This is a genomic window from Micromonospora vinacea (genome assembly GCF_015751785.1).
In the GTDB taxonomy this organism is placed as follows: domain Bacteria; phylum Actinomycetota; class Actinomycetes; order Mycobacteriales; family Micromonosporaceae; genus Micromonospora; species Micromonospora vinacea.
The window spans coordinates 4,313,364-4,340,013 of the sequence record NZ_JADOTY010000001.1; the positions used below are offsets into that span (position 1 = coordinate 4,313,364).

Here is a 26,650-nt window from a genome sequence, read left to right on the forward strand (position 1 = left end):
ATCCTCCGGTGGTCTGCTGCACAGCGGGAACGGGACGGGCGGACGGGTGAGCTGGCTCACCTCCCGGCTCGATCTCACACCCGTTGCCGGGTAGGCACAAGCCTCCCCCGGGCGGGTCGGCGGGACCGTCCGTATCGCCGGAGCTGGGCGGACCGTTATCGTGGGGACCGCCATGGCGAAGATCTTCCAAGTGTCGGCCCGCGCGGGGATGACCCGCGTCGTCGAGCCGATTGCCCGCGCCCTGCTGCGCGCGGGCGTCACCCCCAATGCCGTCACCGTCGCGGGCACCGTTGGTGTGCTCGTCGGCGCGCTCGGCTTCGGTGCCCGCGGCCACCTGGTCGCGGGCGCGTTGATCGTCACCCTGTTCGCGCTCACCGACCTGCTCGACGGGACGATGGCCCGGATGAGCGGCGGCTCCACCAGGTTCGGCGCGTTCCTCGACTCAAGCATGGACCGGGTCGCCGACAGCGCCGTCTTCGGCGCTGTCGCGTACTGGCTGGCCACGCAGGGCAACCACTCCGGGGTGGCCGCCGCGTTGGTCTGCCTGGCCGCCGGCAGCCTCGTCTCCTACGTCAAGGCCCGCGCCGAAGGGCTCGGCATGACCTGCAACGTGGGCATCGCCGAGCGCACCGAGCGGCTGCTGATCGTCGGCGTCGGCGGCATCCTCACCGGCGTCGGTGTCGATCCGGCGCTGGAGATCGCACTCTGGCTGCTCGCCGCCGTGTCGATCTTCACGGTGGGGCAGCGGATGACGCACGTCTACCGCCAGGCCCAGCAGCTCCAGCCGGACGGCCAGGCGTGAGTGGCGTGCCAGCGCGGCGTCGGACGACCGGCGGCCGAGTCGCGTGAACCTCACCGAGCTGGGCTACATCGCCGGGTGGCGGGTGGTCCGCGCGCTACCCCGGTCGTTGGTGGCGGCGGCGTTCCAGGCGGGCGCGGACCGCGCCCACCGCACCGGCGGCGGGGGTACGGCCCGACTGCGCGCGAACCTGCGCCGGGTGGTCGGCCCGGAGCTGCCCGAGGCCGAGTTGGACGATCTCGTCAAGCGCGGGTTGCGCTCGTACGCCCGGTACTGGATGGAGGCGTTCCGGCTGCCCACCCTGAGCCGGTCGCAGATCCTGTCCGGTTTCCGGCTCGACGGCGCCGAGCTGCTCGCCGCCGACGTGGCCGCCGGCCGGGGCGCGGTGGTGGCGCTGCCACATGCCGGCAACTGGGACGCCGCGGGCGCCTGGGTGGCGGCCACCGGTTGGCCGATCACCACCGTCATGGAGCGGCTCAAACCGGAGGGCGTGTACAAGCGGTTCCTGGCCTTCCGAGAGGTTCTCGGGATGGAGATCCTGCCGACCCACGGTGGGCCGCGTCCGGCGTTCGACGTGTTGAGGGACCGGCTCCGTGCCGGCGCGGTGGTGCCGTTGCTGGCCGACCGTGACCTCTCCGCCCGGGGGGTGGAGGTGGACTTCTTCGGCGGGAAGACCCGGATGCCCGCCGGGCCGGCGTTGCTCGCGCTGCACACCGGCGCGCCGCTCTACGTGGCCTCGATGTGGTACGAGCCGGATGCCGCCTGTGCGTCACTGGCTGGTCCGTTGCCGGTGCCGGGGCCTGAGGTGGGGCCGCTGGACCAGCGGGTCCGGTCGCTGACCCAGCTGATCGCCGACCGTCTGGCGGCGGGTATCGCCCGGCATCCGGAAGACTGGCACATGTTGCAGCGGATGTGGCTGGACCAGGGGAGGGCGGGGGAGGGCACGGCGCTGCCCTCGCCGGCCTCCGGCCAGGCCTGAGGAGGTGGGCTGACACATGCGGATCGGCATCGTGTGCCCGTACTCCTTCGACGTGCCCGGTGGGGTGCAGAACCACGTCATGGATCTCGCCGAGGCGCTGATCGCGCTGGGCCACGAGGTCAGTGTGCTGGCGCCGGCCGACGAGGATTCGCCGCTGCCGGAGTACGTGGTGTCCGCCGGCCGGGCCGTTCCGCTGCCGTACAACGGTTCGGTGGCCCGGATCGCGTTCGGTCCGGTGTCGACCGCCCGGGTGCGGCGGTGGATCACCAACGGCGACTTCGACGTGTTGCACGTGCACGAGCCGCTCACGCTGAGTCTGTCGCTGCTGGCCGTGCTCTCCGCCCGTGGCCCGGTGGTGGCCACGTTCCACACCGCGATGACCCGTTCGCGGGTCCTCGCCGCCGCCCAGGGTGTGCTCCAGATCGTGTTGGAGCGGATCACAGCCCGGATCGCGGTGAGCGCGCTGGCCCGCAAGGTCCAGGTCGAGCACATGGACGGCGGGGCGGTGGAGATCCCCAACGGGGTGGCGGTGGCCAAGTTCGCCGACGCCGAGCCGTTGCCGGGTTGGCCGGGGGAGAGCGCGGCCGGCACCGGCGGCACGCTCGGCTTCCTGGGCCGGTTCACCGAGGCACGCAAGGGCTTCCCGGTGCTGCGCGACGCGTTCGTGGCGTTGGCCGGCACCCGGCCCGGTCTGCGGTTGCTCGTCGCCGGCCCGGGTGACCCCGACGACCTGTACGACCAGTTCCCCACCGAGCTGCACGAGCGGATCACGTTCCTCGGCCTGGTCAGCGAAGCGGACAAGGCGCGCATGCTGCGCAGCGTGCACCTCTACGTCGCACCGAACACCGGCGGTGAGTCGTTCGGCATGATCCTCACCGAGGCCTTGGCGGCGGGTACGACTGTGGTCGCCAGTGACCTGGACGCGTTCCGGCGGGTGCTCGACGGTGGGCGGGCCGGTCGGCTCTTCCCCACCGGTGACGCGGCGGGGCTGCGTGACGTGCTGGGCGAGCTGCTGGACGACCCTGCCGGTCGGGCCACGCTGAGCGCCTGCGGCGATCAGGTGGTCGCGAATTTCGACTGGCCGGTGGTTGCTCGCCGCGTTCTGGAGGTATACGCAGCGGCGATCGAGGCAACCGACGGGCGGGTCATCGACCAGGAATGGGTGGGGCTGGGCTGAGCCGGTGTGACGGATGGTGCGGTGGTGACCGGTGGGACCGGTCCGGCCGCGCCCAATCGGACGAAACGGAGCAGCACTACGATGCCGCACATGTGGTGGGTGGTGGCCGCGAGCGTGGTCGTGGGGCTGGTCGCGGCGTACCTCATCTGGACCGCCGGCCGGGTCGAGCGGCTACAGAGCCGCGCGGAGCTGGCGGCCCGGGCCCTCGACGCCCACCTGCTGCGCCGCGCGGCGGCAGCCGCGGTCCTGGCTGAGCGGCGTTTCGGCGTCGAGCTGTACGCGGCCGCCCGGATCGCCCTGGACGCCAGCCCGGACGAGCGGGAGGCGGCGGAGAACGACCTCACCCGGCAGTTGCGCGGCGTCCAGTTGGACCCGGGCGACCCGGACTGCGCGGCGGTCATCGCCGCCAGCCGTCGGCTCGCGTTGTCCCGGCAGGTGCACACCGACCTGGTCCGGGACGCCCGCTCGGCGCGCAGCCGGCCGCTGGTGCGCCTGTTGCGGATGGGGCGGGGTCGGCAGTGGCCGCGCTACTTCGACATCGACGATCCGACCCTCGTCGTCCCCGCGGACGTCCCCGCGGCCTGACCTCCGAGGTCGCCGTGGCTCTCGCGCCGAGCCGGTGACCACTGCCACAGTGCAGGCCACCGGGGGTCTGATTGGCTGTCGGTACGGCGTTGCACCGCGCGTAGCATTTTCGCTGCCACCCTCAGCGCACGTCCAAGGAGCGATGACCCGTGCCCGAGAACACCCCGTCGAACACCGGTACCGCCCCCGTCGTCGGCACCGCCCGCGTGAAGCGTGGCATGGCCGAGATGCTCAAGGGCGGCGTGATCATGGATGTCGTCAACGCCGAGCAGGCCAAGATCGCTGAGGACGCCGGCGCCGTCGCGGTGATGGCCCTGGAGCGGGTGCCCGCCGACATCCGCGCGCAGGGCGGGGTGTCCCGGATGAGCGACCCCGACATGATCGACGGGATCATCGAGGCGGTCTCCATCCCGGTGATGGCCAAGGCCCGCATCGGCCACTTCGTGGAGGCGCAGATCCTCCAGTCGCTCGGCGTGGACTACGTCGACGAGTCCGAGGTGCTGACCCCGGCCGACTACGCGAACCACATCGACAAGTGGGCGTTCACGGTGCCCTTCGTCTGTGGCGCGACGAACCTGGGCGAGGCGCTGCGCCGGATCACCGAGGGCGCGGCCATGATCCGCTCCAAGGGTGAGGCCGGCACCGGTGACGTCTCCAACGCCACCACCCACATGCGGAAGATCCGCCAGGAGATCCGTCGGCTCTCCTCGCTGCCGGCCGACGAGTTGTACGTCGCGGCCAAGGAGTTGCAGGCCCCGTACGAGCTGGTCAAGGAGGTCGCCGAGAGCGGCAAGCTGCCGGTGGTGCTGTTCACCGCGGGCGGGATCGCCACGCCGGCCGACGCGGCGATGATGATGCAGCTCGGCGCGGAGGGCGTCTTCGTCGGCTCCGGCATCTTCAAGGCGGGCAACCCGGCGCAGCGGGCTGCCGCGATCGTCAAGGCGACCACCTTCCACGACGACCCGGACGTGTTGGCCAAGGTCTCCCGGGGTCTCGGCGAGGCGATGGTCGGCATCAACGTCGACGAGATCCCGCAGCCGCACCGGCTGGCCGAGCGCGGTTGGTGAGCGCTTGTCCCGGACGGCGGACGCGGAGAGGAACGGTGCGACCATGACGGCACCCGTGATCGGTGTGCTCGCGCTCCAGGGCGACGTCCGCGAGCACGTGGCGGCGCTGGCCGCGGCGGGCGCGGACGCCCGCCCGGTCCGCCGTCCGGCGGAGCTGGACGCTGTCGACGGCCTGGTCATCCCCGGCGGCGAGTCCACCACAATGAGCAAGCTCGCCGACATCTTCGAGATGCGCGAGCCGATCGACAAGCGGATCGCCGACGGCATGCCGGTGTACGGCTCCTGCGCCGGCATGATCATGTTGGCGACCGAGGTGCTCGACGGTCGACCCGATCAGCGGGGTTTCTCCGGCATCGACATGACCGTCCGGCGCAACGCGTTCGGCCGGCAGGTCGACTCGTTCGAGGCGCCGGTGACCGTCGCCGGGGTGCCGGGCGAGCCGTTCCACGCGGTGTTCATCCGCGCACCGTGGGTCGAGCGGGTCGGTGCCGGCGTACAGGTCATCGGGGTCGTGGCCGGCGGCCCGGCCGCCGACCGGATCGTGGCGGTCCGACAGGGCAACCTGCTGGCCACCTCGTTCCACCCGGAGCTCACCGGTGACCTGCGGGTGCACGCGTACTTCGTGGACCTGGTCCGCACCGCCTCCTGAACCGGCGGGTGACCGTGCCGGGCTGTCCATGATGCTCGCCGCGGTCGCGGCCCGGACCGGGTTTTTGTCCCGTCTGCCCTGGTCCGGGCAGGCCGGGCGGCCGTGCCGAGCGCGGTGCATGACAGCGACCGGGGGGACGTCGGTAGGATTGCGGAGATTCGGCAGGGCCATCTGCCCGCCACGGCTTCCACCAGAGCTGACCGGCACCTCCGCGTGCGCCGGCGGGAGCAGGGCGTGAGCGGTGCGGTCGATGCAGACGGCGGGTAGCAACGGAGGTAGAAGATGTCCGGCCACTCAAAGTGGGCGACGACCAAGCACAAGAAGGCCGTCATCGACGCCAAGCGCGGCAAGATGTTCGCCAAGCTGATCAAGAACGTCGAGGTGGCCGCACGGACCGGCGGCGGTGACCCCTCCGGTAACCCGACGCTCTTCGACGCCATTCAGAAGGCGAAGAAGAGCTCGGTGCCGAATGACAACATCGATCGCGCCGTCAAGCGCGGCTCCGGCCTGGAGGCCGGCGGCGCCGACTGGCAGACGATCATGTATGAGGGGTACGGCCCGAACGGCGTGGCCATGCTGATCGAGTGCCTCACCGACAACCGCAACCGCGCGGCGACCGAGGTACGGACCGCGTTGACCCGCAACGGCGGCTCCCTCGCCGACGCCGGCTCGGTGTCGTACATGTTCTCCCGCAAGGGCGTGGTGATCGTCCCTAAGGAGGGCACCAGCGAGGACGACGTGATGCTGGCCGTCCTCGACGCCGGTGCCGAAGAGGTCAACGACATCGGCGAGGCGTACGAGGTGGTCTCCGAGCCGACCGACCTGGTCCCGGTGCGGACGGCGTTGCAGGATGCCGGCATCGAGTACGAGTCGGCCGAGTCCTCGCTGATCCCCAGCGTCAACGTGCCGTTGGACGAAGAGGGCGCCCGCAAGATCTTCAAGCTGATCGACGTCCTGGAGGACTGCGACGACGTCCAGAACGTCTACGCCAACTTCGACATCAGCGACGACGTGATGGCGGCGGTCGACGCCTGACCCTGCCCGCGCCCGCCTCACCCCGCCGCGATCTTGCACTTTCTGACCCGACAGACCGGGTCACGCGGCACATATCGTCAACAGGAAGTGCAAGATCGCGGCGGGGTCGCCGCTGGGCGGCGAGCGAGGGGGTGCGGGATGGCGGAACGGTTCGCGTCTGGCGACACAGTGGTACGCCGTGAGGTGCTGCGAGGCGAGGTCTGGTTCGGCTGCCCGACGATCTGCGTCGAGGATTCGCCCGACCTGCTCGCCCTCTACCTTCCACCGGGCGCCCAGTTCGGCTTCCCGGAGACCGGCGTCTTCCCGTGCGGGCGGCACCCGTGGGAGACCGCCGGGCACCGCTCCTGGTCCGGGCACGGCAAGCTGATGCTGCAACGCCCCGGTGAGGCACACTCGATCGACGTGTTCTGGACCGGGCCGGGGCGCGACTTCGCCGGCTGGTACTTCAACCTCCAGGACCCGGTGCGGCGTACGCCGATCGGGGTGGACACCCTGGACCACGAGCTGGACCTGTGGTGGGCCGCGGACGCCGACCGGTACGTCTGGAAAGACGTGGAGATGTTCGCCCAGCGCCTCGTCGAGGGGCGCTACCCGGGCATGGGGGACGCCATCCAGGCCGAGGGCGACCGGATCGCCGACCTGCTCGACGGCGGTGAGCGCTGGTGGGACCGGGCGTGGGCCTCCTGGCAGCCCGACCCCGCCTGGACGGCGCCTCCGCTGCCCGCCGGTTGGGACCGGGTGCCACCCGCCCGCTGAGCGACGCCGTCGTCAGTCGGCCGGCAGCGCGTTGACCAGGAACACCTGATCCGGGCCGCCGGTGCACGGCTCGACAAGCGCCACAGCCGATACGTCGCTGTCGTCGCGCAGGCCGACGCACAGCTCGCTACGGTCGGGCCGGATGCGATACGCGTCGGGCGTCGAGCCGGTCGGTTCGAAGTGGAACACCTGCTTCGACCTGCTCGCGCTGCACTTGTCCTCGTCCCAGGGTTCGAGCAGGTTCCGGCCGGGATCCTCCTCGCGGACGGTAAGGCAGCCCTTCCCGAGCACCGGGTGGACCCAGTGGATGAAGTACATTCCGTCGGCCACCGGTACCAGCGCGGTGTCCGGCGGGGTGGCCTCCGTGCAGGGCCGATGGACCGCTATCTCCTTGGTGTACTGGCCGGTGCGATCGCGGCCCTCGGTGAGGCAGAGGTGCGGGCTGCGGGCGGGGCGGATCTGGCTGCGCCCCGCGCTCGGCGAACGGGCACCGCCACCCGCCGTTGCGGTCGGATCGGCGAGTTGCCCGGCCCTTTCCTGGGAGTCGTCGCGTCGCTCGATCCAGAAGCCCACGCCGAGCGTGGCCAGCAGGGCGGCGACGACGAGCAGTGCCAGCGGCGCGGGCCGCGCGAACCAGCGTGGGCGGGCCGGGCCGGCGCGCTCCGGAGTCGTGACTGCGTCAACCGGCGGTGGGTCAGCTGCCGGCGATGGCGGGGCGAACTGACCTGCCGCGAGGCGGTGCCGGGCCCGCAGCCACGTCTCCACCTGATCCTCCGCGCCGCAGGCCCTGACGAACGCGGCCACCACCTCGGGTCGCGGCAGTGTGGACCGGCGCAGGATGTCGGCCGCCGTGCTCCGGGCCAGCACGTCACCCGCCGCCGCGGCACGCTGCTCCAGTTGCCGGTAGGTGAGCCCCGACCGGTCCTTGAGCTGGCGCAGCAAGTCGACGAACTCGGCCGGATTGGACGCGTCGTCCGGGCGTAGCTCCCCCGTGGTCATCGCCCGATTGTCCAGACACCGCGGACGCGTGGGCAAATCGGGTCCCGCCCACTGTCCGAGATGGTCGGACAGGATCCGGACAGGCCGCCCTGAGCTGCCCGGACAGCGCGGCGCGGCCATCAGGGCATTGTCTTCGCCCACCGGCTTGCCTAGCGTCTTCTCTCGATGGCCGCGCCGCTGACCGGTGTTCGGCTGACGGGCCCGCGCCAGCGCCGGCTCGACCACACCAAGACACGGGGAGATTCGATGGATGACGCTGTCCGGGATCCGGTGCCGCAGGTGGCCACGGCGGGGGAGTATGTGGCGTTGCTCCGGGAGGCGCGGCGGCGGTCCGGGCTGACCTACCGGGAGATCGCCCGGCGCGCCTCGGCGGCCGGACACTGGCTGCCGCCGAGCACCCTCGCGACGATGCTGGGGCGGACGACGCTGCCCCGGGAGCGCACCGTCGTCGCGTTGCTGGCGGCCTGCGGTACCCCGGCGGTCGATGTCGACAGGTGGCTGGAGACACGGCGGGACATCGAGGCCCGCCTGAGCGAGCAGGGTCGACGGGAGGGCGGCCCGGCGCAGGTTCCGGCCGGCCCGTCCTCGACCGTTCCGGCGACCATCCGCCCGAGCGTCGGCTCGGTTCCGCCCCGACCCGAAGCGCCCTGGCCGGCCCGTCGCTGGCTTCGGCTGGCGCTGCTGGCGGTGTTCGGCGTCCTGACGGTCGGGGCGACCGGGGCGCTGCCACCTCCCGCCGCTCCCACTGTGGACAGCGCGTCGACCGGCGGCTGCCCGACGGTGCTGCGCCAGGGCATGTACGACCCCTGCGTGCTGAGCCTCCAGGAACATCTGGTGGCCGACGGACTCACAGTGCCTGTCGACGGCTGGTTCGGCCCGGACACCACCAGCCGGGTGATGGTGTTCCAGGCGTTCGGCGGTCTGCCGGTCAGTGGCACCGCGGACGCGCGGTTGTTCGACGAGTTGGCGGGCGATCGGAAGGTTCCCGTCAGCTGGCCGCAGGAGCGGATCCGTAAGCACCTGCGGCAGATGTTCCCGGAGGACCCGGCCGGGGCGGTGGAGGTGGCGCGCTGCCTGTCCGGGTTGGACCCGTACCGGGTGGAGGTCGTCGAGGACGGGTCGCGGCGCTGGGGGTTGTTCCAGTTCAGCGACGTGGAGGTGTCCCGCTTCGGGGTCGACCGCCGGACGGTGCTGGATCCGGCCTGGAACATCGGGACGGCCCGGGAGATCTGGTCCCGTACCGGCGACTTCGGCCACTGGAACTGCGCGACGTAGCGGTCACGCGTGATGCTCCCCGCCCGGTCCACGAACCGGACGGGGAGCATCCCCCCGTTACCCCCTAGTGGAGATTCACTGTCGCAGGCGGTTGGCGAACACGTACGCGCCCACGGAGCGTCCGGTGGCGAGCCCGGCGTCAGCGTCGAACCGATAGTGCACGCCGAGGTAGATCCGGCTCAGCGCGTTCTCCTCGGCGGCATCGTCGAAGCCGGTCATGTGCCGGACCACGTTCACTGCGTGCGGATCGTCAGTGGTGGCGTCGAAGGCGATCGCGTCGGTGCCGAAGAACCTCTTCATCACAGCGGACCAGGCCCCCGCGAAGGTGGCGTGCCCGGAGATGTAGGCCGGGAAGGCCGGCGTGTACGGCACCCCCTCGCGGGTCTTCGACAGCGGCTGCCAACCGGGGCCCTCCGCCGCCTCGATGGCGCTCACCGGCCGCCACAGGTCGATGGGCGTCTGGTACTTGGCGTCCCAGGCGGCGATGGCGGCGTCGGCGAGGGCGAGGGCGACCAGCCCGAAGAGCCGGGCGTTGGCCAGGATGCCGAGCTGACGCTGCTCCGACACGATCCGGGTGTGCGCGAAGAGTTGACCCGGCGGCTTGTACGTGCCCCCCAGGTCGTTGGCCCAGAAGAACGCGATCTGCGTCTGCTCGGGGGTCCGCAGCGACGACGTCCGACCGCCGTAGTCGCGGACCTCCCGCACCTGGGCGTCGTACTCCTCCTTGTCGAGCAGGTTGTCGTAATCGGTGGCGTCGGCCGGCAGGCCGGGCCGGAACTGCCGGCCCGAGGTGAGCGCGAATGGGGTGACCAGTCCCCAGTTCGGGCTGACCGCCGCCTTGCCGTTGGTCGGTCGCCACGACCCGGGTACGCCGTCCAGTTGGTACGGCGTGGTGTTGCCGGAGCCGTCGTTGGCGCGGGCCTGGAGGTTGGCGACGGCCGCGGCGGCGCCGACGGTGTCACCACGGGCGACCTCGGCGGTGTTCACCCCGGACGGCCGGAGGGCGACAGCGCCGGCGAGGGCCTGGGAGTAGGACTGGCCCTGGCCGCCGTACAGGGCGGTCAGCACGTCGTACGCGGCCCGGTCGATGGCCGCGTGCAGAGACGGCGCGACCACGTTGTCCATGGTGCCCGGGTAGCTGACCGGCACGCGTACCCGGTAGGGGTTGCCGACCCCGGTGACCGAGACGGCGGCGTCGTGCATCGCCGCGTGCAGGATGGCGGCCTCGCGGGACGAGGAGGTGGGTGGCAGATCCAGCGCCCTGTACGTGGACAGCAGGACACCGTTCCAGTACAGGATCGGATCGGTGGCGGGGTCCACGGCCAGCGGGGTGAGCGAGATGTTGTCCAACCGGACCGTCGAGGCGGCCTGGCCGCCGAAGTGGAACAGCAGCACGGCCTTCGGGTCCCCGAACGGGGACGTGAAGTCGAATGTGAACCGGCGCGTCGAGGATGTCAGCGCGACGCTCTGGTCGACGGCGGAGGTGAAGGGCGTGTCCGCCCGGGAGACCGAGACGCGCAGCGGACGGTTGACGTCGGCCGATGCGTCGAACTGCAACCGGTACGGCTGCGCGGCCGTCACACCGAACTCGAAGTGACCGACCAGGTCCTCCCAGACGGGCTTGCCGACAGTCGCGCTGGTGCGCACGCGCAGTTGCCCGGCGTTGACAGTGGTGCTGGTCGAGGCGAGCCGGGTCCACCAGGGCTGGGTGCTGCCGTTGTCGAACGTGCCGTTGAGGATGAGGTCGCCCGGGGCGGCGGCGGCCGGCGCGGGGCGGACGACGGCGGTGAGGGTGCTGGCGAGGGCGACCGCGAGGACCATGCTGAGCAGCCGGCGGAACCGCCGTGCGTTGATCGGTGGGGACATCGAGAGCCTTTCCGGTCCGGGAAACGGCGACGACCAGGTCGTTGCCGTGAGGATCGGCTCAACGTAGGAGTGTTCGCGCTGTTCACGGCCACCGAACAGTGCGCGGAACGGTGCCGCACGGCAGCGGGCGCCGGCATCCGATCAGGACACCGGCGCCCGCGCGGGGCGAGCCCGTCGACTCAGCCGATCGTCTCCCGCTCCCGCCAGGCGGTGCGCAGCGAGGTCCGGCCGTTGGTGCGCAGCAGCGACCCCTCGTACACCCGGGCTCCGGCGAGGAGGAACGCACCGGCGGCGAGCACCAGGATGACCAGTGAGACGATCGGCTCCCATCCGGCCGCGTCGCCGGTGAACAGCCGCAGCGGCATGGCGGTGGGCGACGAGAACGGCACATAGGACAGCACCCGCATCGCTGTGGCGTTGTCGTTCAGGAAGATCACCGCGAAGAACGGCAGCATGACGGCGAGCTGCACCGGCGTCGACACGGCGGCGATGTCCTCCTGCCGGTTGGCCAGCGCGCCGGCCGCCGCCCACATGGCGGCGAGCAGCACGAAACCGATCAGGAAGAACGGCACGAACCAGCCGATCGCCGGGGCGAGCAGGGTGAGCAGACCCCCGCTGTCACCGAACTGCAGACCGAGCACCGAAACCACCGCGATCAGGGCGATCTGCGCGAACGCCAGGATGGCCCCGGCCACCACCTTCCCGGCCAGCAGGGCCCGGACCGGCACGGCGGCGACCAGGATCTCCACGATCCGGGTCTGCTTCTCCTCGATGACGCTCTGCGCGATCTGCACACCGAACGTCTGCGAGGTGAGGAAGAAGACGAACGCGAAGACGAACGGCACCAGGAACGCCACCACCGGGTCGACAGCGTCCGGGTCGAGCAGGCGGACGGTCGGCTGGGTACTCAGGGCCTTCACCACGTCGTCGGGAGCGTCGTCCATGGCCAGGACGGCCGGTCCGGTGACCACCGCCGCGTCCACGTCGTCGTCGCGGACGGCCTGTTCGGCGGCCCGGTCGTCGGGGACGACCCGGACCTCCAGCCCGGCGGCGCGCAGTGGCGCGGCGAGGCTCTCGGTCACCGCCACAGTGGACGGCCCGCCGGAGAACAGCGGCGGCAGGATGGTGCCCGCCGCGGCGATCAGCAGGAAGAACAGCGTGCCGAACAGGAAGGTGCGGTCGCGGAGCTTGACCCGGATCTCGCGTTCGGCGACCAGCCGGGTGGCCTGGGTGACGTTCACTGGGTGACCTCTCGGAAGATCTCGGTGAGCGAGGGGCTGACCGGGCGGAAGGCGCGGACCGGGCCGCGCGCGAGGGCCGCCCGCAGCACCGGCTGTTCGTCGGTGCCGGCCGGCAGGTCGAAGACCACGCGGGCGCCGTCCAGCTCGACCACTGTCACCCCGGGCTGGTCGCGTACCCAGCCGGCGTCGTGCTCCACCACCAGTTCGAAGCGGGGCACTGTGTACGAGTCGCGCAGCTGCTGCCGGCTGCCGGCGGCCCGGATCACACCGTCCCCGATGATCACCAGGTCGTCGCAGAGCCGCTCCACGACGTCGAGCTGGTGACTGGAGAAGAGCACCGGAGCGCCGGCCGAGGCCCGTTCCCGCAGCACCGCCACGACGGTCTCCACGGCCAGCGGGTCGAGGCCGGAGAACGGTTCGTCGAGCACCAGCACCTCGGGGTCGTGCACCAGCGCGGCGGCGATCTGGGCGCGCTGCTGGTTGCCCAGCGACAGCGTCTCCAGCAGGTCGTCGCCGCGCTCGCCGAGCCCGACCCGGTCCAGTAGCGCGTCTGTGGAACGCCGGGCCGCGGCGGCGTCCAACCCGTGCAGCCGGCCCAGGTAGGCCACCTGCTCGCGGGTGGTCATCTTGGGGTAGAGGCCCCGTTCCTCCGGCATGTAGCCGAAACGCCGCCGGTCCTGCCGGGTCAGGGTGGCGCCGCCCCAGCTCACCTCGCCGGCGTCGGGGGCGAGGACACCCAGGATGATCCGCATGGTGGTGGTCTTGCCGGCGCCGTTGGCGCCCACGAAACCGGTCATCCGGCCGGCGGTCACCTCGAAGGACACGTTCCTGAGCACCTGACGGTCGCCGAAGCTGCGGTCGACGCCGTCGAGGCGAAGCGTTCTGGTCACGTACCCACGCTAGATCGGGTACGCCGCCGCGCCGTCCGCCCGACGGGTGAGCGGACGGGTCCACCTCGCGGCGGACGGCGGTCACCCGCCGGGCCGGACCACCCCGTTCTCGTACGCGAACACCACGGCCTGCACCCGGTCGCGCAGGCCGAGTTTGGCCAGTACCCGACTCACGTGCGTCTTCACCGTCGCCTCGCCCAGGTGGATGGTCGCGGCGATCTCCGCGTTGCTCGACCCGGCGGCGAGCAGCATCAGCACCTCCCGTTCGCGTGGGGTCAGCTCGGCCAGCGCGGCATCGGCGTCCGGGCCCCGGTGGGCGGTGCCCGTCGGGTCACCGGGCCGGGCGAACGTGGAGATCACCCGGCGGGTGATCTCCGGGGCGAGCAGGCCGTCGCCCCTGGCCAGCACCCGGATCGCCTCGATCAGCTCCTCCGGTGTGCCGTTCTTGAGCAGGAAGCCACTGGCCCCGGCCCGCAGCGCGGCGAACAGGTAGTCGTCGCGGTCGAAGGTGGTGAGGATCAGCACCGCGGGCGCCCCGGGGCCGTCGGCGACGATCTGCCGGGTGGCCTCCAGGCCGTCCATCCCGGGCATCTCCACATCCATGAGTACGACGTCGGGTCGGGTGGCCCGGGTCATGGTGACGGCCCGTTCACCGTCGGCGGCCTCACCGACCACCTCGATGTCGTCCTCCACCTCCAGGATGACCCGGAAGCCGGTACGGACGAGGTGCTGGTCGTCGGCGAGCAGCACCCGGACCGTCGGGCCGGTGTCGGGTGTGTGCCGGGTTGCCGCGCTCATGCCGAAGGCTCCGCGCCGGCCGCCGCCTGGTGCCTGTCGCTCGGCTCCCGCTGCGGGCCGACCGGGCGGTCCGCCGACGCCGCGAGCGGGAAGCGGGCGCGTACCCGCCAGCCGCCGCCGGCCCGGGGCCCGGCCTCCAGGTCACCGTCGTGCGCGGTGACCCGTTCGCGCATCCCGATCAGGCCCAACCCGACGGCGTTGGCCGGGCTGCCGCCCCGCCCGTCGTCGGTCACGTCGACCTCCACCTCCCGGGCCAGGTACCGGACCCGCACGTCGAGCAGGGCCGCCTCGGCGTGCTTCAGGGTGTTGGTCACCGCCTCCTGCGTCACCCGGTAGGCCGTCTGGGACACCGATTCGGGCAACGCGACCGGGTCGCCGTACACCCCGAGGGTTGCCGTCAGCCCGGCGGCCCGGGCCCGCTCGACAAGCTCGTCGATCCTTTCGACGCCGCCGGCCGTCGGCGGCGGGGCGTCGGTGCCGGCGGAGGTCCGCAGCACGCCGAGCATCCGACGCAGCTCGTCGACGGCGGTGCGGGCGCTCTGCTCGATGGCGGTCAGTGCCGTGCGGGCCTTGCCCGGGTCGCGGTCGAACACCCGGCGGCAGGCGGACGCCTGCACGCCCATGACCGACACGTGGTGGGCGACCACGTCGTGCAGCTCCCGGGCGATCCGGACCCGTTCGCCGAGCACCGCCCGTTCCCGGGCCTCGGCCTGCGACCGGCGCAGGTCCTCGGCCTGGGCGCGCAGCTCGTGCTCGCGGCGCGCGGCCACCCACGCGGTCTCGCCGAAGAAGTACGCGAAACCGAAGACCAGCACGTTGAGCAGCACACCGTTGACCATCGCGGCGAGCACCGGGGGCACCGGCCCGACCGCGTCGGCGAAGGCGTCCGCCGGGATGTGGTCGATCATCACCGCGTAGTAGATCCCGAGCCAGGCGAACATCGTGGCGATCACGCCGATCCGCAGCCGGCGGGACAGTTGGCGGTCCTGCCCCCAGGCGCCGACTGTGTAGAGGGCGCAGAACAGGGCCCAGGAGGAGAACTGGCTCTCCGGGGCCGAGCGCGCCTGCGCGGCGATGAACGCCACCGCGACGACCACCAGGGTCGCTGTCGGCCAGCGTCGTCGCCAGATCAGCGGGAGGGTCACCGCGACGGTCCAGAACAGCTGCTCCGGCCCGGACGGCGGTGGGCCCAGCAGGAACGCGCCGGTGCTGCGGGCCAGGGTCAGACTGACCAACGCCAGCCCGGTCATTCCCAGGCCGATCCAGAGGTCGTTTCGGCGCTGCTCCGCCGTCGGGCCCGGCCGGCGCCATCCCTCTCGCGGTGCCACTGTCATCCGGGAACGATGCCACGCCGCCCACCGGGCCCGCCGACCGGGCGGGCCGATGTCGCAGTGGTCACCACGACGGGCGACGGCCCGGCGCGGGGTTCGCGCCGAGCCGTCGGGTCGGGGATCACTCACGCGGTCTGCCGCCGGGTCTTCAGAGCGGTGTCGATCAGGTCCCAGACCACCACCACGGCCGTGCCGACCGCGATGGTCGCCCCGAGGACGTTGCGGTTGTCCGCGTCCGCCAGCCAGCTGAGCCGCTCGCCGAGGGCCGGGTTGAGTAGTCGGTCGGAGAGCGCCAGCCACATCAGCGGCACCGAGAAGGCCAGGCTGAGCAGCGCCCTGATGCCGAAGAGCGCCCAGGTCCAGTGCGCGATCCGGTACTTGACGATCTCGACAACCGCGCTGCCGGCCAGGACGACCATCAGCGCCGGCAGCCAGAACGACCAGAGCGCCGGGTCGAGGAGCGGGATGTTCTCGCCGTCGGTGTCGCGCACCCAGGACTGGTAGTGCTGGAACGGCAGGTACGCGATGGTCAGCACCAGCATGATCACCGACGCGACGGTGTCGGCGAGTGGGATGCCCCGGTGCACAGGCGCGTCGGGCAGTTGGTCGACCGTCCAGCCCGGCAGGTCCACAGTCGCCTGGGAGCGCTCGATGATCGCGAAGGTCACTGTGAGCCAGAAGGCGATGTGCACGGCCACGTGCAGGGCGATGACGATGCCCGGCCCGATGGCCCCGAAACCGCTGCCCTCGGCGACCTTGACGATGGCGAAGATCGTGCCGACGAGCGCCGGGATGAAGCTGAGCAGCAGCTTCAGCAGCCGCAGCCAGACCAGGTAGTAGGTCGGGCCGATGAGCTGCAACCGGCGGTCGGCGTACCGGGCGGCCAGCTCGTCCGGGTTGCCCAGCTCGGTGAGCACTTCCCGCTCGGCCACTGTCGGGTCCGCGCCACCGCCGGTGCGGTCGTCGATCATGTCCTCGATGGAGGCCCGCAGCTCGGTGGCGATCTCGTCGCGGCGTTGGGTGGGCACCGAGCGCAGGGTGGCGGCGAGGTAGCGGTCGGTCAGGGTGTTCATCGGTCGACTCCTTGGATGAGGCCGGTGATGGAGGTCTGCACGGCGGCGAGGTCGTCGAGGAGCCGGCTCAACATCGACTCGCCCTCGTCGCTGGTCCGGTAGAACTTGCGCGGCCGGCTCTCTTCGGTGTTCCACTCGCTGATCAGCAGCCCCTGGTCCTCCAGGCGGCGCAGCAGCGGGTAGAGGGTGTTGGCGTCGACCGGGAAGCCGTGGTCGGTGAGCCGTTGCAGCAGTGCGTAGCCGTAGTCCGGTCGGCGCAGCGCGACCAGGCTGGCCACCACGACGGTGCCTCGACGCAACTCCTGAAGGTGCGTCCGTAGAACGTCCTCGCTAACCATGTGTCACACCATACTGTGTGGCACACACTGTTGTCTACAGCGACATCATCGTGTCCGCCCAACCTCCGTTCGGGCCGAGACGACGAACGGGGCGCCCGGTCGACACCGGACGCCCCGCACCTGGGAAAAGTCAGCAGGACGGGCCCTGCCGGAAGTTCCGCTCGACGAAGCTGGCCGGCCCGACCTGGAAGTAGCCGACCCCGGGCCGGATCGGGTGCCCGGTGAACAACTCCACCCGCGACCCGACCCGGACCAGGTACGCCTCGGCGTCGCCCGCGTCGTTGCGGATCAGCGAACCCCGCCGCCCGTAGATCGCCTCCAACTCGTCGAAGGACATGCCGACCGACGCGCCGGCGGGGGACCGCGGCGGCGCGGTGGCCGTACCGACCTCCACCAGCCGCCCGTTGCGGAAGGCCAACAGCAGCACGCCCGCCCAGGAACCGGTCACGCCGGTGTGCACCACCCCGTCGCAACCCGGCGCGGTCCAGCCGACGTGCCCGTTCCTGGTGAGCGACGCCAGGCTGGCGCCGATGCGGTACACGCCGGCGCCACGAACGCTGAGCACTTCCGGGTGGCTGTGCTCGACGGTGGTGCCGAGCGGACCGGGCGCCGAGGCGTACGCGGCGCCGCCGGCCGGGGGCGCTGCCGCCGCCGGGCCGCCGACGGTCGCCGGGACGAGCGTGCCGAGCGCCAACGCGGCGGTGGTGAGGAGGATCGCGGGACGGTTCATGGTGGCTCCTTCGGTGATGGGTCTCCTGCACTGTTAGTCATCGCGCCAGGGCCAACGGTTCGTCGGGATTCCGACCGGCCGGGTCTACTGTGAAGAGACCGTGCTGGCCGGGGGTGACGGTGACGGCTCCACTGCGGATCGGGTCCTACACCATCGAGCGACTGCTCGGCGTCGGTTCGTTCGCGACGGTCTGGCTGGGCTACGACCGGGCGCTCGACGCGCACGTGGCGATCAAGGTGCTGGCCGAGAACTGGAGCCACGACCTGCGGGTCCGCGAACGCTTCCTCGACGAGGCCCGGTTGCTGCGCCGGTTGGAGCACGATCGGCTGATCCGGGTACACACCGTGGGTGAGCTGCCCGACGGCCGGCCGTACGCGGTCCTGGCCTGGGCGGACGGGGGCAGCCTGCGGGACCGGCTGGCCGCCGACGAGCTCCCCACTCCGGAGGCGTTGCTGCTGCTGGGCGAGGTCTGCGCCGGGGTTGCCGTGCTGCACCGCCACGGCGTCGTGCACCGCGACCTCACCCCGGGCAACATCCTGTTCCGCTCCGCCGGCCCCGGCGGCGCGGAACAGGTGCTGATCGCCGACCTCGGCCTCGCCAAGGCGCTCGCCGCCGCCTCCGGGCTGACCGCCCGGGCCGGCACTCCCGGCTACATGGCCCCCGAACAGGACGATCCGGGCGCGGTGATCGACACCCGCGCCGACGTGTACGGGCTCGGCCGCCTCGGCCTCCGGTTGCTGGCCGCCGACCCCACCGGCGCGAACCCGACCAGAACCGATCGGCACCCACCGGAGTTCCGACTGCGAGACGACGTGCCCCCGGCGGTCGCGGCGGTGCTCGCCCGGGCCACCGCCCACCGCCCGGCCGACCGCTACCCCGACGCCGCGACGATGCACGCCGCGTTGACCCGCGCGGGCGGCCCGGCTGGGCTGGCCGCACCGACCGGCCCGGTGCGGCAGCAGGCGTCCCCTCGATCGGGAGGCCGCCGCCGGTTGCGGCTGGCCGGGGCCGCGGTGGTGGCCGTCGCCGCGGTGGGTGCGGTGGGCGCCGAGGCGGGTGGCGTCGGGTCTGCTCGGCCGGTCGTCGGCACGTACACGGCCGGGCCGTTGACAGTGGCGTTGCCGCCCGGCTGGTCCGCCACGGGTGCCACCTGGGCCGGTCAGTACGGTGCCGACGGTGAACCCGAACCGGCGCTGGTGATGTCACCGCAACCCCGCCGGTGGGCCACCGACCCCCGCCTGCCCGGCGCGTTCGTGGGCCTCTCCGCCAGCACGGCGGCACGCACCACACCGGCCGGGTTCCTGGCCGAGCGCACCCACGGTGACTGCACGTCCGCGCCGACCCGAATCACCCGGCAGGCGGGCGTCGAGTGGACAGTGGTGGCGTACCGCTGCCGCCGGGGTCGACCGCAGATCATCGAGTCGGCAGCCCTGCACCCCGGCCGACCAGCCCTGGTGTACGTGCAGATCGCCCCGCCCGCGGACGGCGGGCCCGGCTTCGTGGACACCCTGCTCGCCGGCGTGCGCCTGCGGTAGGTGCGGCCGAACCGGCCCGGCGGTGCCCCAGCCGCCGCAGAGACTGTCGATGGACACCTTCGTCGCGTTGTGCGACATCCTCGGATGCACCCCGAACGACCTGATCGAACCGCAGGTGGTGAATCAGACCGTCCGCAAGGCTGCCGCCGACGGTTGCGCTACCGGCACCGCCGACCAATTCCGGATGGGATTGGGCGATGCTGCCAGCCGTGCATGCTCAAGGTCGAGCAGATCATCTGCACACGATGTGGGCGACCGGGCGACCAGCTTCTGCTCGCTGCCGTGGGCTCCACGAGACGGCCATAACTGGCCCCACCACGGGCCGTCTTCGCCGAGAGTCAAGTAACGGTGCGTGAAAGCCAAGGCTACTGGTGTTGGCGCATGGCAGTGCGCGGATCTGCCGATGAGCGCCTGCTCACGTGCGCCATGAATCGCCGGACGAGACTGGACGTATCGCTGGGTTGAGGTCGCTACTGAAAGTCCTCGGCGTGGTCGGTGGCCCATTGCGAAAACGGCAAGGCGGGTCGGCCGAGCACCTTCTCCACAGTGCGTTTGGGGCGAGGAGGCTTGTCAACCTGATCGCGCGACACGATGAGTTGAATCTCTATGGAGTCCTCGTCGTAACCCAAGGCCCTCCACCGTGCGATGGCCTGATCCTCACTGAGTTGTTCGAGCCGCAGCGGTCGGCCGATCGCCTCCGCCAGATCACGGACCCGGTCGGCCGCGCTGATCGCGGCCGGGCCGGTGGTCAGGTACCGGGCGCCGTCGTGGCGTTGGTCAAGGAGGGCGGCGACCGCGACCGCGGCCACGTCCCACTCGTGCACGTACGGATACCGGGCGGTGGGGAAACCCTCCCGCACCACGCTGTCACTACGAATGTCCTCAGCCCACTGCCACGAGGCGGCCATGAGCCCCGCCGGCCGAATGTGCGTCCAGCCCAGGCCTGTTGCCTCCACCGCCTGCTCCCACGCGAGGAAGTGGCGACTAGCGCGGGGCTGGGCCCGTTCCCACGGTGCGGAGGCCGAGGACAGCACGATGATCCGCCGGAGTCCGGCGGTCCTGATTTGCTCGAGAACTTCGCGATTTGGTGCGCCGGTAGGCATAAGCAGCATCGCGTCGATTTCGACCAGAGCCGCATCAAGCGACTCGGGTGCGGTGAGATCGCCGAACGCCACGTCGACCGCGTCGGGCACTCCAGCCGCTTCCGTCGGCGGCATGAGCGTCCGTGTTCGGACACCAGCGTCGAGAAGGCAATCAATGGCAGCCCGGCCGACGACCTCGGTCGCCCCAGTGACGAGGACCCGCGGCCGGACTCCGTCGTCGCCAATCATTGGTACTTGCCCCCTCGGTTGATTACCGATGTTGACGGATCACCTAATCGACCGTACATGCTGCCGACAGGTATGACACCTCAATGACGACCACCCTCATTTGTTGCAGACAACGCGCGGGTCGGCGCCATGGCCGATCGATAAGCACCAGCGCGGACTACGTTCGCTAACCGGGAGGAGCGACAGTCAGCCGGTGGTGGGGGCCAGTTATGGCCGTTCCCGTGGAGCCCATCTCGTCCCGTCATAGCCAGTCGGGATCTCCACTGGCACCAGGGCCCCAACCTGAGCCGGGCCTCGCAGCGCCAAGCCACCCTCATGATCAGGGAATAGCGCAGGAATCGAATACGTGTACTCCACCAGTGGTCTGGCGATGACCTCAAGGAAGATGGCCGCGACCAGGGCTGGATCGGCATCACCCAGGCGCTGCTCCTACTGTCGACACTGTTCGCGGTGTGGGTGACCACCGCGTTGATCACGGACAGCTACAGCCCTCTGAGGCAGCCGGTCCCACTGCTGATCCTAGGTACCATGTTCGGCCTGATGCTGATGGCCGCCGCGCTGCCCACGGCGTTCGGTGACCACGGGTTGATCTACAGCGGTACCGGGGTCCCACCCGGCCCGGCTGGCGTCGCCGCCGGTCTGGTGCTGCTGGGGACGCCGCCGCCGAGTTCCTCCGCGCCCGGCGTCGATCCCGGCTAGCGGACCACCACGGTGATGGTGTGCTCACGGCCGTCCTTCGGGATCGTCACGGCGACGGTGCCGGCGCGGACGAAGCGGATGTCCACCACGCCCGCCTCGTACTGCTGGGAGACCAACTCCGGGCGGTCGACTGTGACGAGCCCCGGCCCGATGCCCTGGATGCGCAACACCGCACCGGTGGCGAAGCAGAGCGATTTCAGCAGCTCGATCTCGGTCTCGGCGAGCGGCAGGTCGTAGCGGACCGCGCCCTGACAGGCCGGCGTCGCGTCGGTCGGTGGGGGAGTCGTTCGGGGCGTACCCCGTGTTCTGGTGGGTGCGGGCGGTGCCGGGCGCGCGCTGGCCGGCGGCGGTCGGGACGGCGACCCGGTGGGCGCGGGGATCGGGAGGATCGCGGAGGGGGACGGCGGCGAGAGGGTCGGGGTCGAGAGGGTCGGGCCGGCCGGTTGGACGGGCAGGGGCGAGACGGCGTCGGCGCCGCAGGCGGCGACCCCCACGGTGGCCGCGAGGACGACGACGACCCGGCGGAACGACCTGCGGTTCATTCCGCGCCGAGCCGCTGCCGGACCTGGCGCCGGGCCAGGTGCAACCGGGACTTCACAGTGCCCAGCGGCACGTCGAGCAGGGCGGCGATCTCGGGGTAGCTCAGCCCCAGGACATCCCGAAGGGCGACCACCTCGGCGAGGTCGGGATGCACCGAGTCGAAGGCGTCGAGCAGGTCGAGGCGGGTGCCCGCGACCACGCTGGTCCGTCGGGGGTCGGGCTGGTCGGGCAGCGGTACGCCCTCGGCCTCCAGTCGGCAGCGGCGGCGCAGCGTGCGGTACGTGGAGCGGGCCCGGTTGGCGGTCAGCCGGTGCAGCCAGGTGCGGAACGAGGAGCGGCCCTCGAACCGGGTGATGCCGCCGGCCAGCGCCAGCAGGGTGTCCTGGCAGGCTTCTTCGGCGTCCTCCCGGCTGGGCAGGAATCGGGCGCACAGCCGCAGCACCTCCGGGCGCACCGCGACCAGCAGGGCGTTCAGCGCGGCCGGGTCGCCGTGCGCGGCGGACCGGGCCAGGGCGTCGATGTCGTCCGCGTCGGGCATGCCGGGTGTCCAATGCTCGCCGGTGCCGATCCCTGAGCGTACGACCGGTGCCGGCGCGGCGGCCCCGTACCGTCCGGCACCCGACGCGCAACGGGCGCGCTAGTCGAACCGGGACAGGTCCCCGGCGCCCCGGCGCAGGATCTCCGGCTCCGGCCCGGACAGGTCGATCACGGTCGTCGGCTCCTTGCCGCAGTCGCCGGCGTCGAGCACCGCGTCGAGTTGGTGGTCGAGCCGTTCCTTGATCTCCCAGCCCTGGGTCATCGGCTCCTCGTCGCCGGGCAGGACCAGCGTGCTGGACACCAGCGGCTCGGCCAACTCGGCCAGCAGCGCCTGGGTGACTGTGTGCCGGGGCACCCGCACGCCGACGGTCCGCTTCTTCGGGTGCAGCATCCGGCGGGGCACCTCCCGGGTGGCCGGCAGGATGAACGTGTAGCTGCCCGGGGTGGACGCCTTCACCAGGCGGAAGACCGAGTTGCTGATCTGGACGAACTGACCCAGCTGGGCGAAGTCGTGGCAGACCAGCGTGAAGTGGTGCCGATCGTCGAGGTGTCGGATCTGCCGGATCCGGTCCAGCCCGTCCTGGTTGCCCAGTCGGGTGCCGAGCGCGTAGCAGGAGTCCGTCGGGTAGGCGACCAGCCCACCGGCGCGGATCAGGTCGGCGACCTGCCCGATGACCCGGGTCTGTGGGTTCTCCGGGTGTACGTCGTAGTACCTCGCCATCCTGAAGAGCCTAGGCGTACCCGGGGGCGATCAGGAGACGAGGGCCACCCTCGGCGCGGACGGTGGAGCCGCCGAGATCACCTCGGTAGGGTAGGTCCCGGTCGGCTCCGACCAACAAGATCCACACCGCCGGGGGGCGCCACGCATGGCTGATTCGTTCGCGCATCTGCACGTGCACACCGAGTACTCGATGCTCGACGGAGCGGCCCGACTGAAGGACCTGTTCGCCGAGGCCAAGCGGTTGGGCATGTCCGCTGTCGCGATCACCGACCACGGCAACATGCACGGCGCGAACGACTTCTACAACCAGGCGATGGCCGCCGGGATCACCCCGATCCTGGGCGTCGAGGCGTACGTGGCGCCGGAGTCGCGCTATCACAAGGCTCGGGTCAAGTGGGGTCGCCCGGAGCAGAAGAGCGACGACATCTCCGGTAACGGCGCGATCACCCACAAGACCATGTGGGCGAAGAACGCGCAGGGTCTGAAGAACCTCTTCACCCTCAACTCGCGCGCCTCCATGGAGGGGCACTACGTCAAGTGGCCCCGGATGGACATGGAGCTGATCGCCGAGCACGCCGAGGGGATCATGGCCACCACCGGCTGCCCGTCCGGCGCGGTGCAGACCCGGCTGCGGCTGGGCCAGTTCGACGAAGCCCTCAAGGTCGCCGCCAGCTACCAGGACATCTTCGGCAAGGACAACTACTTCCTGGAGATCATGGATCACGGCCTCTCCATCGAGAGCCGGGTCCGCGAGGGGCTCACCGAGATCGCCCGCAAGCTGGACATCCCGCCGGTGGTCACGAACGACTCCCACTACACCCACGAGGCGCAGGCCACCGCCCACGACGTGCTGCTCTGCGTACAGACCGGCAGCAACATCGACGACCCCAACCGGTTCCGGTTCGAGGGCGGCGGCTACTTCATCAAGAGCGCCGACCAGATGCGCGCTGTGGACTCGTCCGAGCTGTGGCAGGAGGGCTGCCGCAACACCCTGCTGGTGGCCGAGAAGGTCGACCCGAAGGGCATGTTCGAGTTCCACAACCTGATGCCGCGCTTCCCGGTGCCCGAGGGGGAGACCGAGGAGTCCTGGTTCCGTAAGGAGACCTTCGCCGGCCTGGCCCGCCGCTACCCGAACGGCATCCCGGAGGGGCACGTCGTCCAGGCGGAGTACGAGCTGGGCGTCATCAACCAGATGGGCTTCCCGTCCTACTTCCTCGTGGTCGCCGACTTCATCCAGTGGGCGAAGAACCAGGGCATCGCCGTGGGCCCGGGCCGTGGTTCGGCCGCCGGGTCGCTCGTCGCGTACGCGCTGGGCATCACCGACCTGGACCCGATCCAGCACGGCCTGATCTTCGAGCGGTTCCTCAACCCCGAGCGGGTCTCGATGCCGGATGTCGACATCGACTTCGACGAGCGTCGGCGCGGCGAGGTGATCAAGTACGTCACCGACAAGTGGGGTGACGACAAGGTCGCCCAGATCGCCACCTTCGGCACGATCAAGGCGAAGGCCGCGATCAAGGACTCGGCCCGGGTGCTCGGCTTCCCGTACGCGGTCGGCGACCGGATCACCAAGGCGATGCCACCGGCGGTGATGGGCAAGGACATTCCCCTCACCGGCATCTTCGACAACAAGCACCCCCGCTACGCCGAGGCGGGCGAGATCCGCGGCCTGTACGACTCCGACCCGGACGTCCGCAAGGTGATCGACACGGCAAAGGGCATCGAGGGGCTGATCCGGCAGACCGGTGTGCACGCCGCCGGCGTCATCATGTCCGCCGAGCCGATCATCGAGCACATCCCGTTGATGCGCCGCGACGCCGACGGAGCGATCATCACGCAGTTCGACTACCCGACCTGCGAGTCGCTCGGGCTGCTGAAGATGGACTTCCTCGGCCTGCGCAACCTGACGATCATCGACGACGCGGTCAAGAACATCGAACTGAACCACGGCCTCAAGCTCGATCTGCTGGGCCTGCCGCTGGACGACAAGGCCGCGTACGAGCTGCTGGCCCGCGGTGACACCCTGGGCGTGTTCCAGCTCGACGGTGGGCCGATGCGGTCACTGCTGCGGTTGATGAAGCCTGACAACTTCGAGGACATCTCCGCCGTCCTGGCCCTGTACCGACCCGGCCCGATGGGCGTCGACTCGCACACCAACTACGCGCTGCGCAAGAACGGCCTCCAGGAGATCACGCCGATCCACCCGGAGCTGGAGGAGCCGCTGCGGGAGATCCTGGCGCCCACCCACGGCCTGATCGTCTACCAGGAGCAGGTGCAGCGCGCCGCGCAGATCCTCGCCGGCTACACCCTCGGTCAGGCGGACCTGCTGCGCCGGGCCATGGGTAAGAAGAAGAAGGAGATCCTCGACAAGGAGTTCATCCCGTTCCGGGACGGCTGCCGCGAGCGCGGCTACTCCGACGAGGCGATCCAGGCCGTGTGGGACGTCCTGGTGCCGTTCGCCGGGTACGCCTTCAACAAAGCGCACTCCGCGGCGTACGGCCTGGTCTCCTACTGGACCGCGTACCTGAAGGCGCACTACCCAGCCGAGTACATGGCCGGGTTGCTGACCAGCGTCGGCGACGACAAGGACAAGATGGCGCTCTACCTGGCCGAGTGTCGCCGGATGCGCATCCAGGTGCTGCCGCCGGACGTGAACACCTCGGCCGGGCCGTTCACCCCGGTCGGCAAGGACATCCGCTTCGGCCTGGCCGCCGTGCGTAACGTCGGCGCGAACGTGGTCGCCTCGATCATGCGCTGCCGGGAGGAGAAGGGCGAGTACGCCGACTTCTACGACTTCCTCTCCAAGGTGGACGCGGTGGTCTGCAACAAGAAGACCATCGAATCGCTGATCAAGGCGGGTGCGTTCGACTCCCTCGACCACCCCCGCAAGGGCCTGCTCGCTGTGCACGCCGACGCGATCGACGCGTACGCCGACGTCAAGCGCAAGGAGGCCGTCGGCCAGTACGACCTGTTCGGCGCCGGCTTCGGTGACGCCGACACCGGCAGCACCACTGTCATGCCGACCATCGGCGACAGTGAGTGGGACAAGCGCGACAAGCTGGCCTTCGAGCGGGAGATGCTCGGCCTGTACGTCTCCGACCACCCGCTGTTCGGCCTGGAGCACATCCTCAACGCGGCAGCCGACACCACCATCGCCTCGTTGGCCGAGGAGGGCGCGGTGCCCGACGGGGCGGTCGTCACCCTCGCCGGCATCCTCTCCGGCGTGCAACGCCGGGTCACCAAGCAGGGCCGGGCCTGGGCATCGGCCACCCTGGAGGACCTGGCCGGTGGGGTGGAGACCCTGTTCTTCCCGAACACCTACGAGGTGATCGGGCAGTACATCGCCGAGGACGCCATCGTGGTGGTCAAGGGTCGGGTGGACCGCCGTGACGACACCCCACGGATCATGGCGATGGACATGTCCATGCCGGACGTCAGCACCAGCGCCACCAACAAGCCGGTCACCCTCACCATCCCGGTGCACCGCTGCACACCACCGCTGGTGGAGAAACTCAAGGAAACCCTGGTTCTGCACCCCGGCGACACCGAGGTGCACGTCAAACTCCAGAACGGCGGGCGCACCACCACCCTGCGGCTGGGTCCGTTCCGGGTGGCGGCGACGACCGCGCTGATGGGTGACCTGAAGAGCGTCCTCGGCCCGGCCAACGTGAGCTGAGCGGGCCTCGGTCCGGCCGGCGT

26 protein-coding genes are annotated in these 26,650 nt (G+C 71.0%); 13 read left to right on the forward strand and 13 right to left on the reverse strand.

Going from position 1 to position 26,650, the window contains the following annotated elements:
• Positions 1 to 172 precede the first annotated feature (172 nt).
• From pgsA to IW249_RS20420, 8 genes are all read left to right on the forward strand, one after another.
• Positions 173 to 802: a phosphatidylinositol phosphate synthase gene (gene pgsA, locus IW249_RS20385; protein WP_196922231.1), complete on the forward strand. Its 630-nt coding sequence runs from the start codon at positions 173 to 175 to the stop codon at positions 800 to 802.
• A gap of 43 nt (positions 803 to 845) precedes the next feature.
• Positions 846 to 1,778, forward strand: a complete 933-nt coding sequence (locus IW249_RS20390) for a phosphatidylinositol mannoside acyltransferase (RefSeq protein WP_196922232.1) — start codon at positions 846 to 848, stop codon at positions 1,776 to 1,778.
• Between the two features lie 16 nt (positions 1,779 to 1,794).
• Positions 1,795 to 2,955, forward strand: a complete 1,161-nt coding sequence (locus IW249_RS20395; RefSeq protein WP_196922233.1) for a glycosyltransferase family 4 protein — start codon at positions 1,795 to 1,797, stop codon at positions 2,953 to 2,955.
• A 90-nt stretch (positions 2,956 to 3,045) separates the two neighbouring features.
• The gene (locus IW249_RS20400) at positions 3,046 to 3,540 is read left to right on the forward strand and encodes a hypothetical protein (protein ID WP_196924874.1); all 495 of its coding nucleotides are present in this window, start codon (positions 3,046 to 3,048) and stop codon (positions 3,538 to 3,540) included.
• A gap of 149 nt (positions 3,541 to 3,689) precedes the next feature.
• Positions 3,690 to 4,607: a pyridoxal 5'-phosphate synthase lyase subunit PdxS gene (gene pdxS, locus IW249_RS20405; RefSeq protein ID WP_196922234.1), complete on the forward strand. Its 918-nt coding sequence runs from the start codon at positions 3,690 to 3,692 to the stop codon at positions 4,605 to 4,607.
• A gap of 43 nt (positions 4,608 to 4,650) precedes the next feature.
• Positions 4,651 to 5,256 carry a pyridoxal 5'-phosphate synthase glutaminase subunit PdxT gene (gene pdxT / locus IW249_RS20410; RefSeq protein ID WP_196922235.1) on the forward strand — a complete coding sequence of 202 codons (606 nt, stop codon included), beginning with the start codon at positions 4,651 to 4,653 and terminating at the stop codon, positions 5,254 to 5,256.
• Between the two features lie 282 nt (positions 5,257 to 5,538).
• The gene (locus IW249_RS20415) at positions 5,539 to 6,291 is read left to right on the forward strand and encodes a YebC/PmpR family DNA-binding transcriptional regulator (protein ID WP_196922236.1); all 753 of its coding nucleotides are present in this window, start codon (positions 5,539 to 5,541) and stop codon (positions 6,289 to 6,291) included.
• A 138-nt stretch (positions 6,292 to 6,429) separates the two neighbouring features.
• The gene (locus tag IW249_RS20420; RefSeq protein ID WP_196922237.1) at positions 6,430 to 7,047 is read left to right on the forward strand and encodes a ribonuclease FAU-1 family protein; all 618 of its coding nucleotides are present in this window, start codon (positions 6,430 to 6,432) and stop codon (positions 7,045 to 7,047) included.
• A 12-nt stretch (positions 7,048 to 7,059) separates the two neighbouring features.
• On the opposite strand, the gene IW249_RS20425 is transcribed toward IW249_RS20420, so the two are convergent.
• Positions 7,060 to 8,046: a helix-turn-helix domain-containing protein gene (locus IW249_RS20425; protein WP_196922238.1), complete on the reverse strand. Its 987-nt coding sequence runs from the start codon at positions 8,044 to 8,046 to the stop codon at positions 7,060 to 7,062.
• A 246-nt stretch (positions 8,047 to 8,292) separates the two neighbouring features.
• On the opposite strand from IW249_RS20425, the gene IW249_RS20430 reads away from it, so the two are divergent.
• Positions 8,293 to 9,321, forward strand: a complete 1,029-nt coding sequence (locus IW249_RS20430) for a helix-turn-helix domain-containing protein (protein ID WP_196922239.1) — start codon at positions 8,293 to 8,295, stop codon at positions 9,319 to 9,321.
• Between the two features lie 75 nt (positions 9,322 to 9,396).
• Here IW249_RS20430 and IW249_RS20435 read toward each other — a convergent pair whose 3' ends face one another.
• From IW249_RS20435 to IW249_RS20470, 8 genes are all read right to left on the reverse strand, one after another.
• Positions 9,397 to 11,187 carry a carbohydrate binding domain-containing protein gene (locus tag IW249_RS20435; RefSeq protein WP_196922240.1) on the reverse strand — a complete coding sequence of 597 codons (1,791 nt, stop codon included), beginning with the start codon at positions 11,185 to 11,187 and terminating at the stop codon, positions 9,397 to 9,399.
• A gap of 179 nt (positions 11,188 to 11,366) precedes the next feature.
• Positions 11,367 to 12,428, reverse strand: a complete 1,062-nt coding sequence (locus tag IW249_RS20440) for an ABC transporter permease (RefSeq protein WP_196922241.1) — start codon at positions 12,426 to 12,428, stop codon at positions 11,367 to 11,369.
• Entirely contained in the window at positions 12,425 to 13,318 is an 894-nt protein-coding gene (locus tag IW249_RS20445) for an ABC transporter ATP-binding protein (protein ID WP_196922242.1), read from the reverse strand. The genes IW249_RS20440 and IW249_RS20445 overlap by 4 nt, the downstream gene beginning before the upstream one ends.
• 81 nt (positions 13,319 to 13,399) lie before the next feature.
• On the reverse strand, positions 13,400 to 14,116 hold the full coding sequence (locus IW249_RS20450) for a response regulator (RefSeq protein ID WP_196922243.1): 717 nt from the start codon (positions 14,114 to 14,116) through the stop codon (positions 13,400 to 13,402).
• Positions 14,113 to 15,450 carry a sensor histidine kinase gene (locus tag IW249_RS20455; RefSeq protein ID WP_196922244.1) on the reverse strand — a complete coding sequence of 446 codons (1,338 nt, stop codon included), beginning with the start codon at positions 15,448 to 15,450 and terminating at the stop codon, positions 14,113 to 14,115. The genes IW249_RS20450 and IW249_RS20455 overlap by 4 nt, the downstream gene beginning before the upstream one ends.
• A 122-nt stretch (positions 15,451 to 15,572) precedes the next feature.
• Complete coding sequence (locus tag IW249_RS20460) at positions 15,573 to 16,520, reverse strand: permease prefix domain 1-containing protein (RefSeq protein WP_196922245.1); 948 nt, start codon at positions 16,518 to 16,520, stop codon at positions 15,573 to 15,575.
• The gene (locus IW249_RS20465) at positions 16,517 to 16,858 is read right to left on the reverse strand and encodes a PadR family transcriptional regulator (protein ID WP_196922246.1); all 342 of its coding nucleotides are present in this window, start codon (positions 16,856 to 16,858) and stop codon (positions 16,517 to 16,519) included. Before IW249_RS20465 ends, IW249_RS20460 begins: the two co-directional genes overlap by 4 nt.
• Before the next feature lie 130 nt (positions 16,859 to 16,988).
• On the reverse strand, positions 16,989 to 17,588 hold the full coding sequence (locus IW249_RS20470) for a hypothetical protein (RefSeq protein WP_196922247.1): 600 nt from the start codon (positions 17,586 to 17,588) through the stop codon (positions 16,989 to 16,991).
• A gap of 119 nt (positions 17,589 to 17,707) precedes the next feature.
• On the opposite strand from IW249_RS20470, the gene IW249_RS20475 reads away from it, so the two are divergent.
• Together IW249_RS20475 and IW249_RS34335 are read left to right on the forward strand one after the other, a co-directional pair.
• Positions 17,708 to 19,123, forward strand: a complete 1,416-nt coding sequence (locus IW249_RS20475; protein ID WP_196922248.1) for a serine/threonine-protein kinase — start codon at positions 17,708 to 17,710, stop codon at positions 19,121 to 19,123.
• Positions 19,124 to 19,145: 22 nt separating this feature from the next.
• Positions 19,146 to 19,469, forward strand: a complete 324-nt coding sequence (locus IW249_RS34335; protein ID WP_307788648.1) for a helix-turn-helix domain-containing protein — start codon at positions 19,146 to 19,148, stop codon at positions 19,467 to 19,469.
• 124 nt (positions 19,470 to 19,593) lie between these two features.
• Here IW249_RS34335 and IW249_RS20485 read toward each other — a convergent pair whose 3' ends face one another.
• Entirely contained in the window at positions 19,594 to 20,454 is an 861-nt protein-coding gene (locus IW249_RS20485; protein ID WP_196922249.1) for an NAD(P)H-binding protein, read from the reverse strand.
• A 405-nt stretch (positions 20,455 to 20,859) separates the two neighbouring features.
• On the opposite strand from IW249_RS20485, the gene IW249_RS20490 reads away from it, so the two are divergent.
• Positions 20,860 to 21,153, forward strand: a complete 294-nt coding sequence (locus tag IW249_RS20490; protein ID WP_307788830.1) for a low temperature requirement protein A — start codon at positions 20,860 to 20,862, stop codon at positions 21,151 to 21,153.
• Here the strand turns inward: IW249_RS20490 and IW249_RS20495 are convergent.
• From IW249_RS20495 to IW249_RS20505, 3 genes are all read right to left on the reverse strand, one after another.
• Positions 21,150 to 21,695, reverse strand: coding sequence for a hypothetical protein (locus IW249_RS20495; RefSeq protein WP_196922250.1), 546 nt, complete (start codon positions 21,693 to 21,695; stop codon positions 21,150 to 21,152). The two genes, IW249_RS20490 and IW249_RS20495, sit on opposite strands and share 4 nt — an antisense overlap.
• Positions 21,692 to 22,231 (reverse strand): RNA polymerase sigma factor, encoded by a 540-nt coding sequence (locus IW249_RS20500; protein WP_196922251.1) that lies wholly within the window; start codon positions 22,229 to 22,231, stop codon positions 21,692 to 21,694. Before IW249_RS20500 ends, IW249_RS20495 begins: the two co-directional genes overlap by 4 nt.
• 99 nt (positions 22,232 to 22,330) lie before the next feature.
• Positions 22,331 to 22,951 (reverse strand): L-threonylcarbamoyladenylate synthase, encoded by a 621-nt coding sequence (locus tag IW249_RS20505; RefSeq protein WP_196922252.1) that lies wholly within the window; start codon positions 22,949 to 22,951, stop codon positions 22,331 to 22,333.
• Positions 22,952 to 23,096: 145 nt separating this feature from the next.
• Here IW249_RS20505 and dnaE point away from each other — a divergent pair, with 145 nt between their 5' ends.
• Positions 23,097 to 26,627 (forward strand): DNA polymerase III subunit alpha, encoded by a 3,531-nt coding sequence (dnaE, locus tag IW249_RS20510; RefSeq protein ID WP_196922253.1) that lies wholly within the window; start codon positions 23,097 to 23,099, stop codon positions 26,625 to 26,627.
• Positions 26,628 to 26,650: the final 23 nt, after the last annotated feature.

Bases quoted from the DNA above. Each gene is read 5' to 3' on its own strand.
- pgsA (WP_196922231.1), top strand. From the start codon at position 173: ATGGCGAAGATCTTCCAAGTGTCGGCCCGCGCGGGGATGACCCGCGTC.
- IW249_RS20395 (WP_196922233.1), top strand. From the start codon at position 1,795: ATGCGGATCGGCATCGTGTGCCCGTACTCCTTCGACGTGCCCGGTGGG.
- IW249_RS20400 (WP_196924874.1), top strand. From the start codon at position 3,046: ATGTGGTGGGTGGTGGCCGCGAGCGTGGTCGTGGGGCTGGTCGCGGCG.
- pdxT (WP_196922235.1), top strand. From the start codon at position 4,651: ATGACGGCACCCGTGATCGGTGTGCTCGCGCTCCAGGGCGACGTCCGC.
- IW249_RS20415 (WP_196922236.1), top strand. From the start codon at position 5,539: ATGTCCGGCCACTCAAAGTGGGCGACGACCAAGCACAAGAAGGCCGTC.
- IW249_RS20420 (WP_196922237.1), top strand. From the start codon at position 6,430: ATGGCGGAACGGTTCGCGTCTGGCGACACAGTGGTACGCCGTGAGGTG.
- IW249_RS20425 (WP_196922238.1), bottom strand. From the start codon at position 8,046: ATGACCACGGGGGAGCTACGCCCGGACGACGCGTCCAATCCGGCCGAG.
- IW249_RS20430 (WP_196922239.1), top strand. From the start codon at position 8,293: ATGGATGACGCTGTCCGGGATCCGGTGCCGCAGGTGGCCACGGCGGGG.
- IW249_RS20435 (WP_196922240.1), bottom strand. From the start codon at position 11,187: ATGTCCCCACCGATCAACGCACGGCGGTTCCGCCGGCTGCTCAGCATG.
- IW249_RS20450 (WP_196922243.1), bottom strand. From the start codon at position 14,116: ATGAGCGCGGCAACCCGGCACACACCCGACACCGGCCCGACGGTCCGG.
- IW249_RS20455 (WP_196922244.1), bottom strand. From the start codon at position 15,450: ATGACAGTGGCACCGCGAGAGGGATGGCGCCGGCCGGGCCCGACGGCG.
- IW249_RS20460 (WP_196922245.1), bottom strand. From the start codon at position 16,520: ATGAACACCCTGACCGACCGCTACCTCGCCGCCACCCTGCGCTCGGTG.
- IW249_RS20465 (WP_196922246.1), bottom strand. From the start codon at position 16,858: ATGGTTAGCGAGGACGTTCTACGGACGCACCTTCAGGAGTTGCGTCGA.
- IW249_RS20470 (WP_196922247.1), bottom strand. From the start codon at position 17,588: ATGAACCGTCCCGCGATCCTCCTCACCACCGCCGCGTTGGCGCTCGGC.
- IW249_RS20485 (WP_196922249.1), bottom strand. From the start codon at position 20,454: ATGATTGGCGACGACGGAGTCCGGCCGCGGGTCCTCGTCACTGGGGCG.
- IW249_RS20495 (WP_196922250.1), bottom strand. From the start codon at position 21,695: ATGAACCGCAGGTCGTTCCGCCGGGTCGTCGTCGTCCTCGCGGCCACC.
- IW249_RS20500 (WP_196922251.1), bottom strand. From the start codon at position 22,231: ATGCCCGACGCGGACGACATCGACGCCCTGGCCCGGTCCGCCGCGCAC.
- IW249_RS20505 (WP_196922252.1), bottom strand. From the start codon at position 22,951: ATGGCGAGGTACTACGACGTACACCCGGAGAACCCACAGACCCGGGTC.
- dnaE (WP_196922253.1), top strand. From the start codon at position 23,097: ATGGCTGATTCGTTCGCGCATCTGCACGTGCACACCGAGTACTCGATG.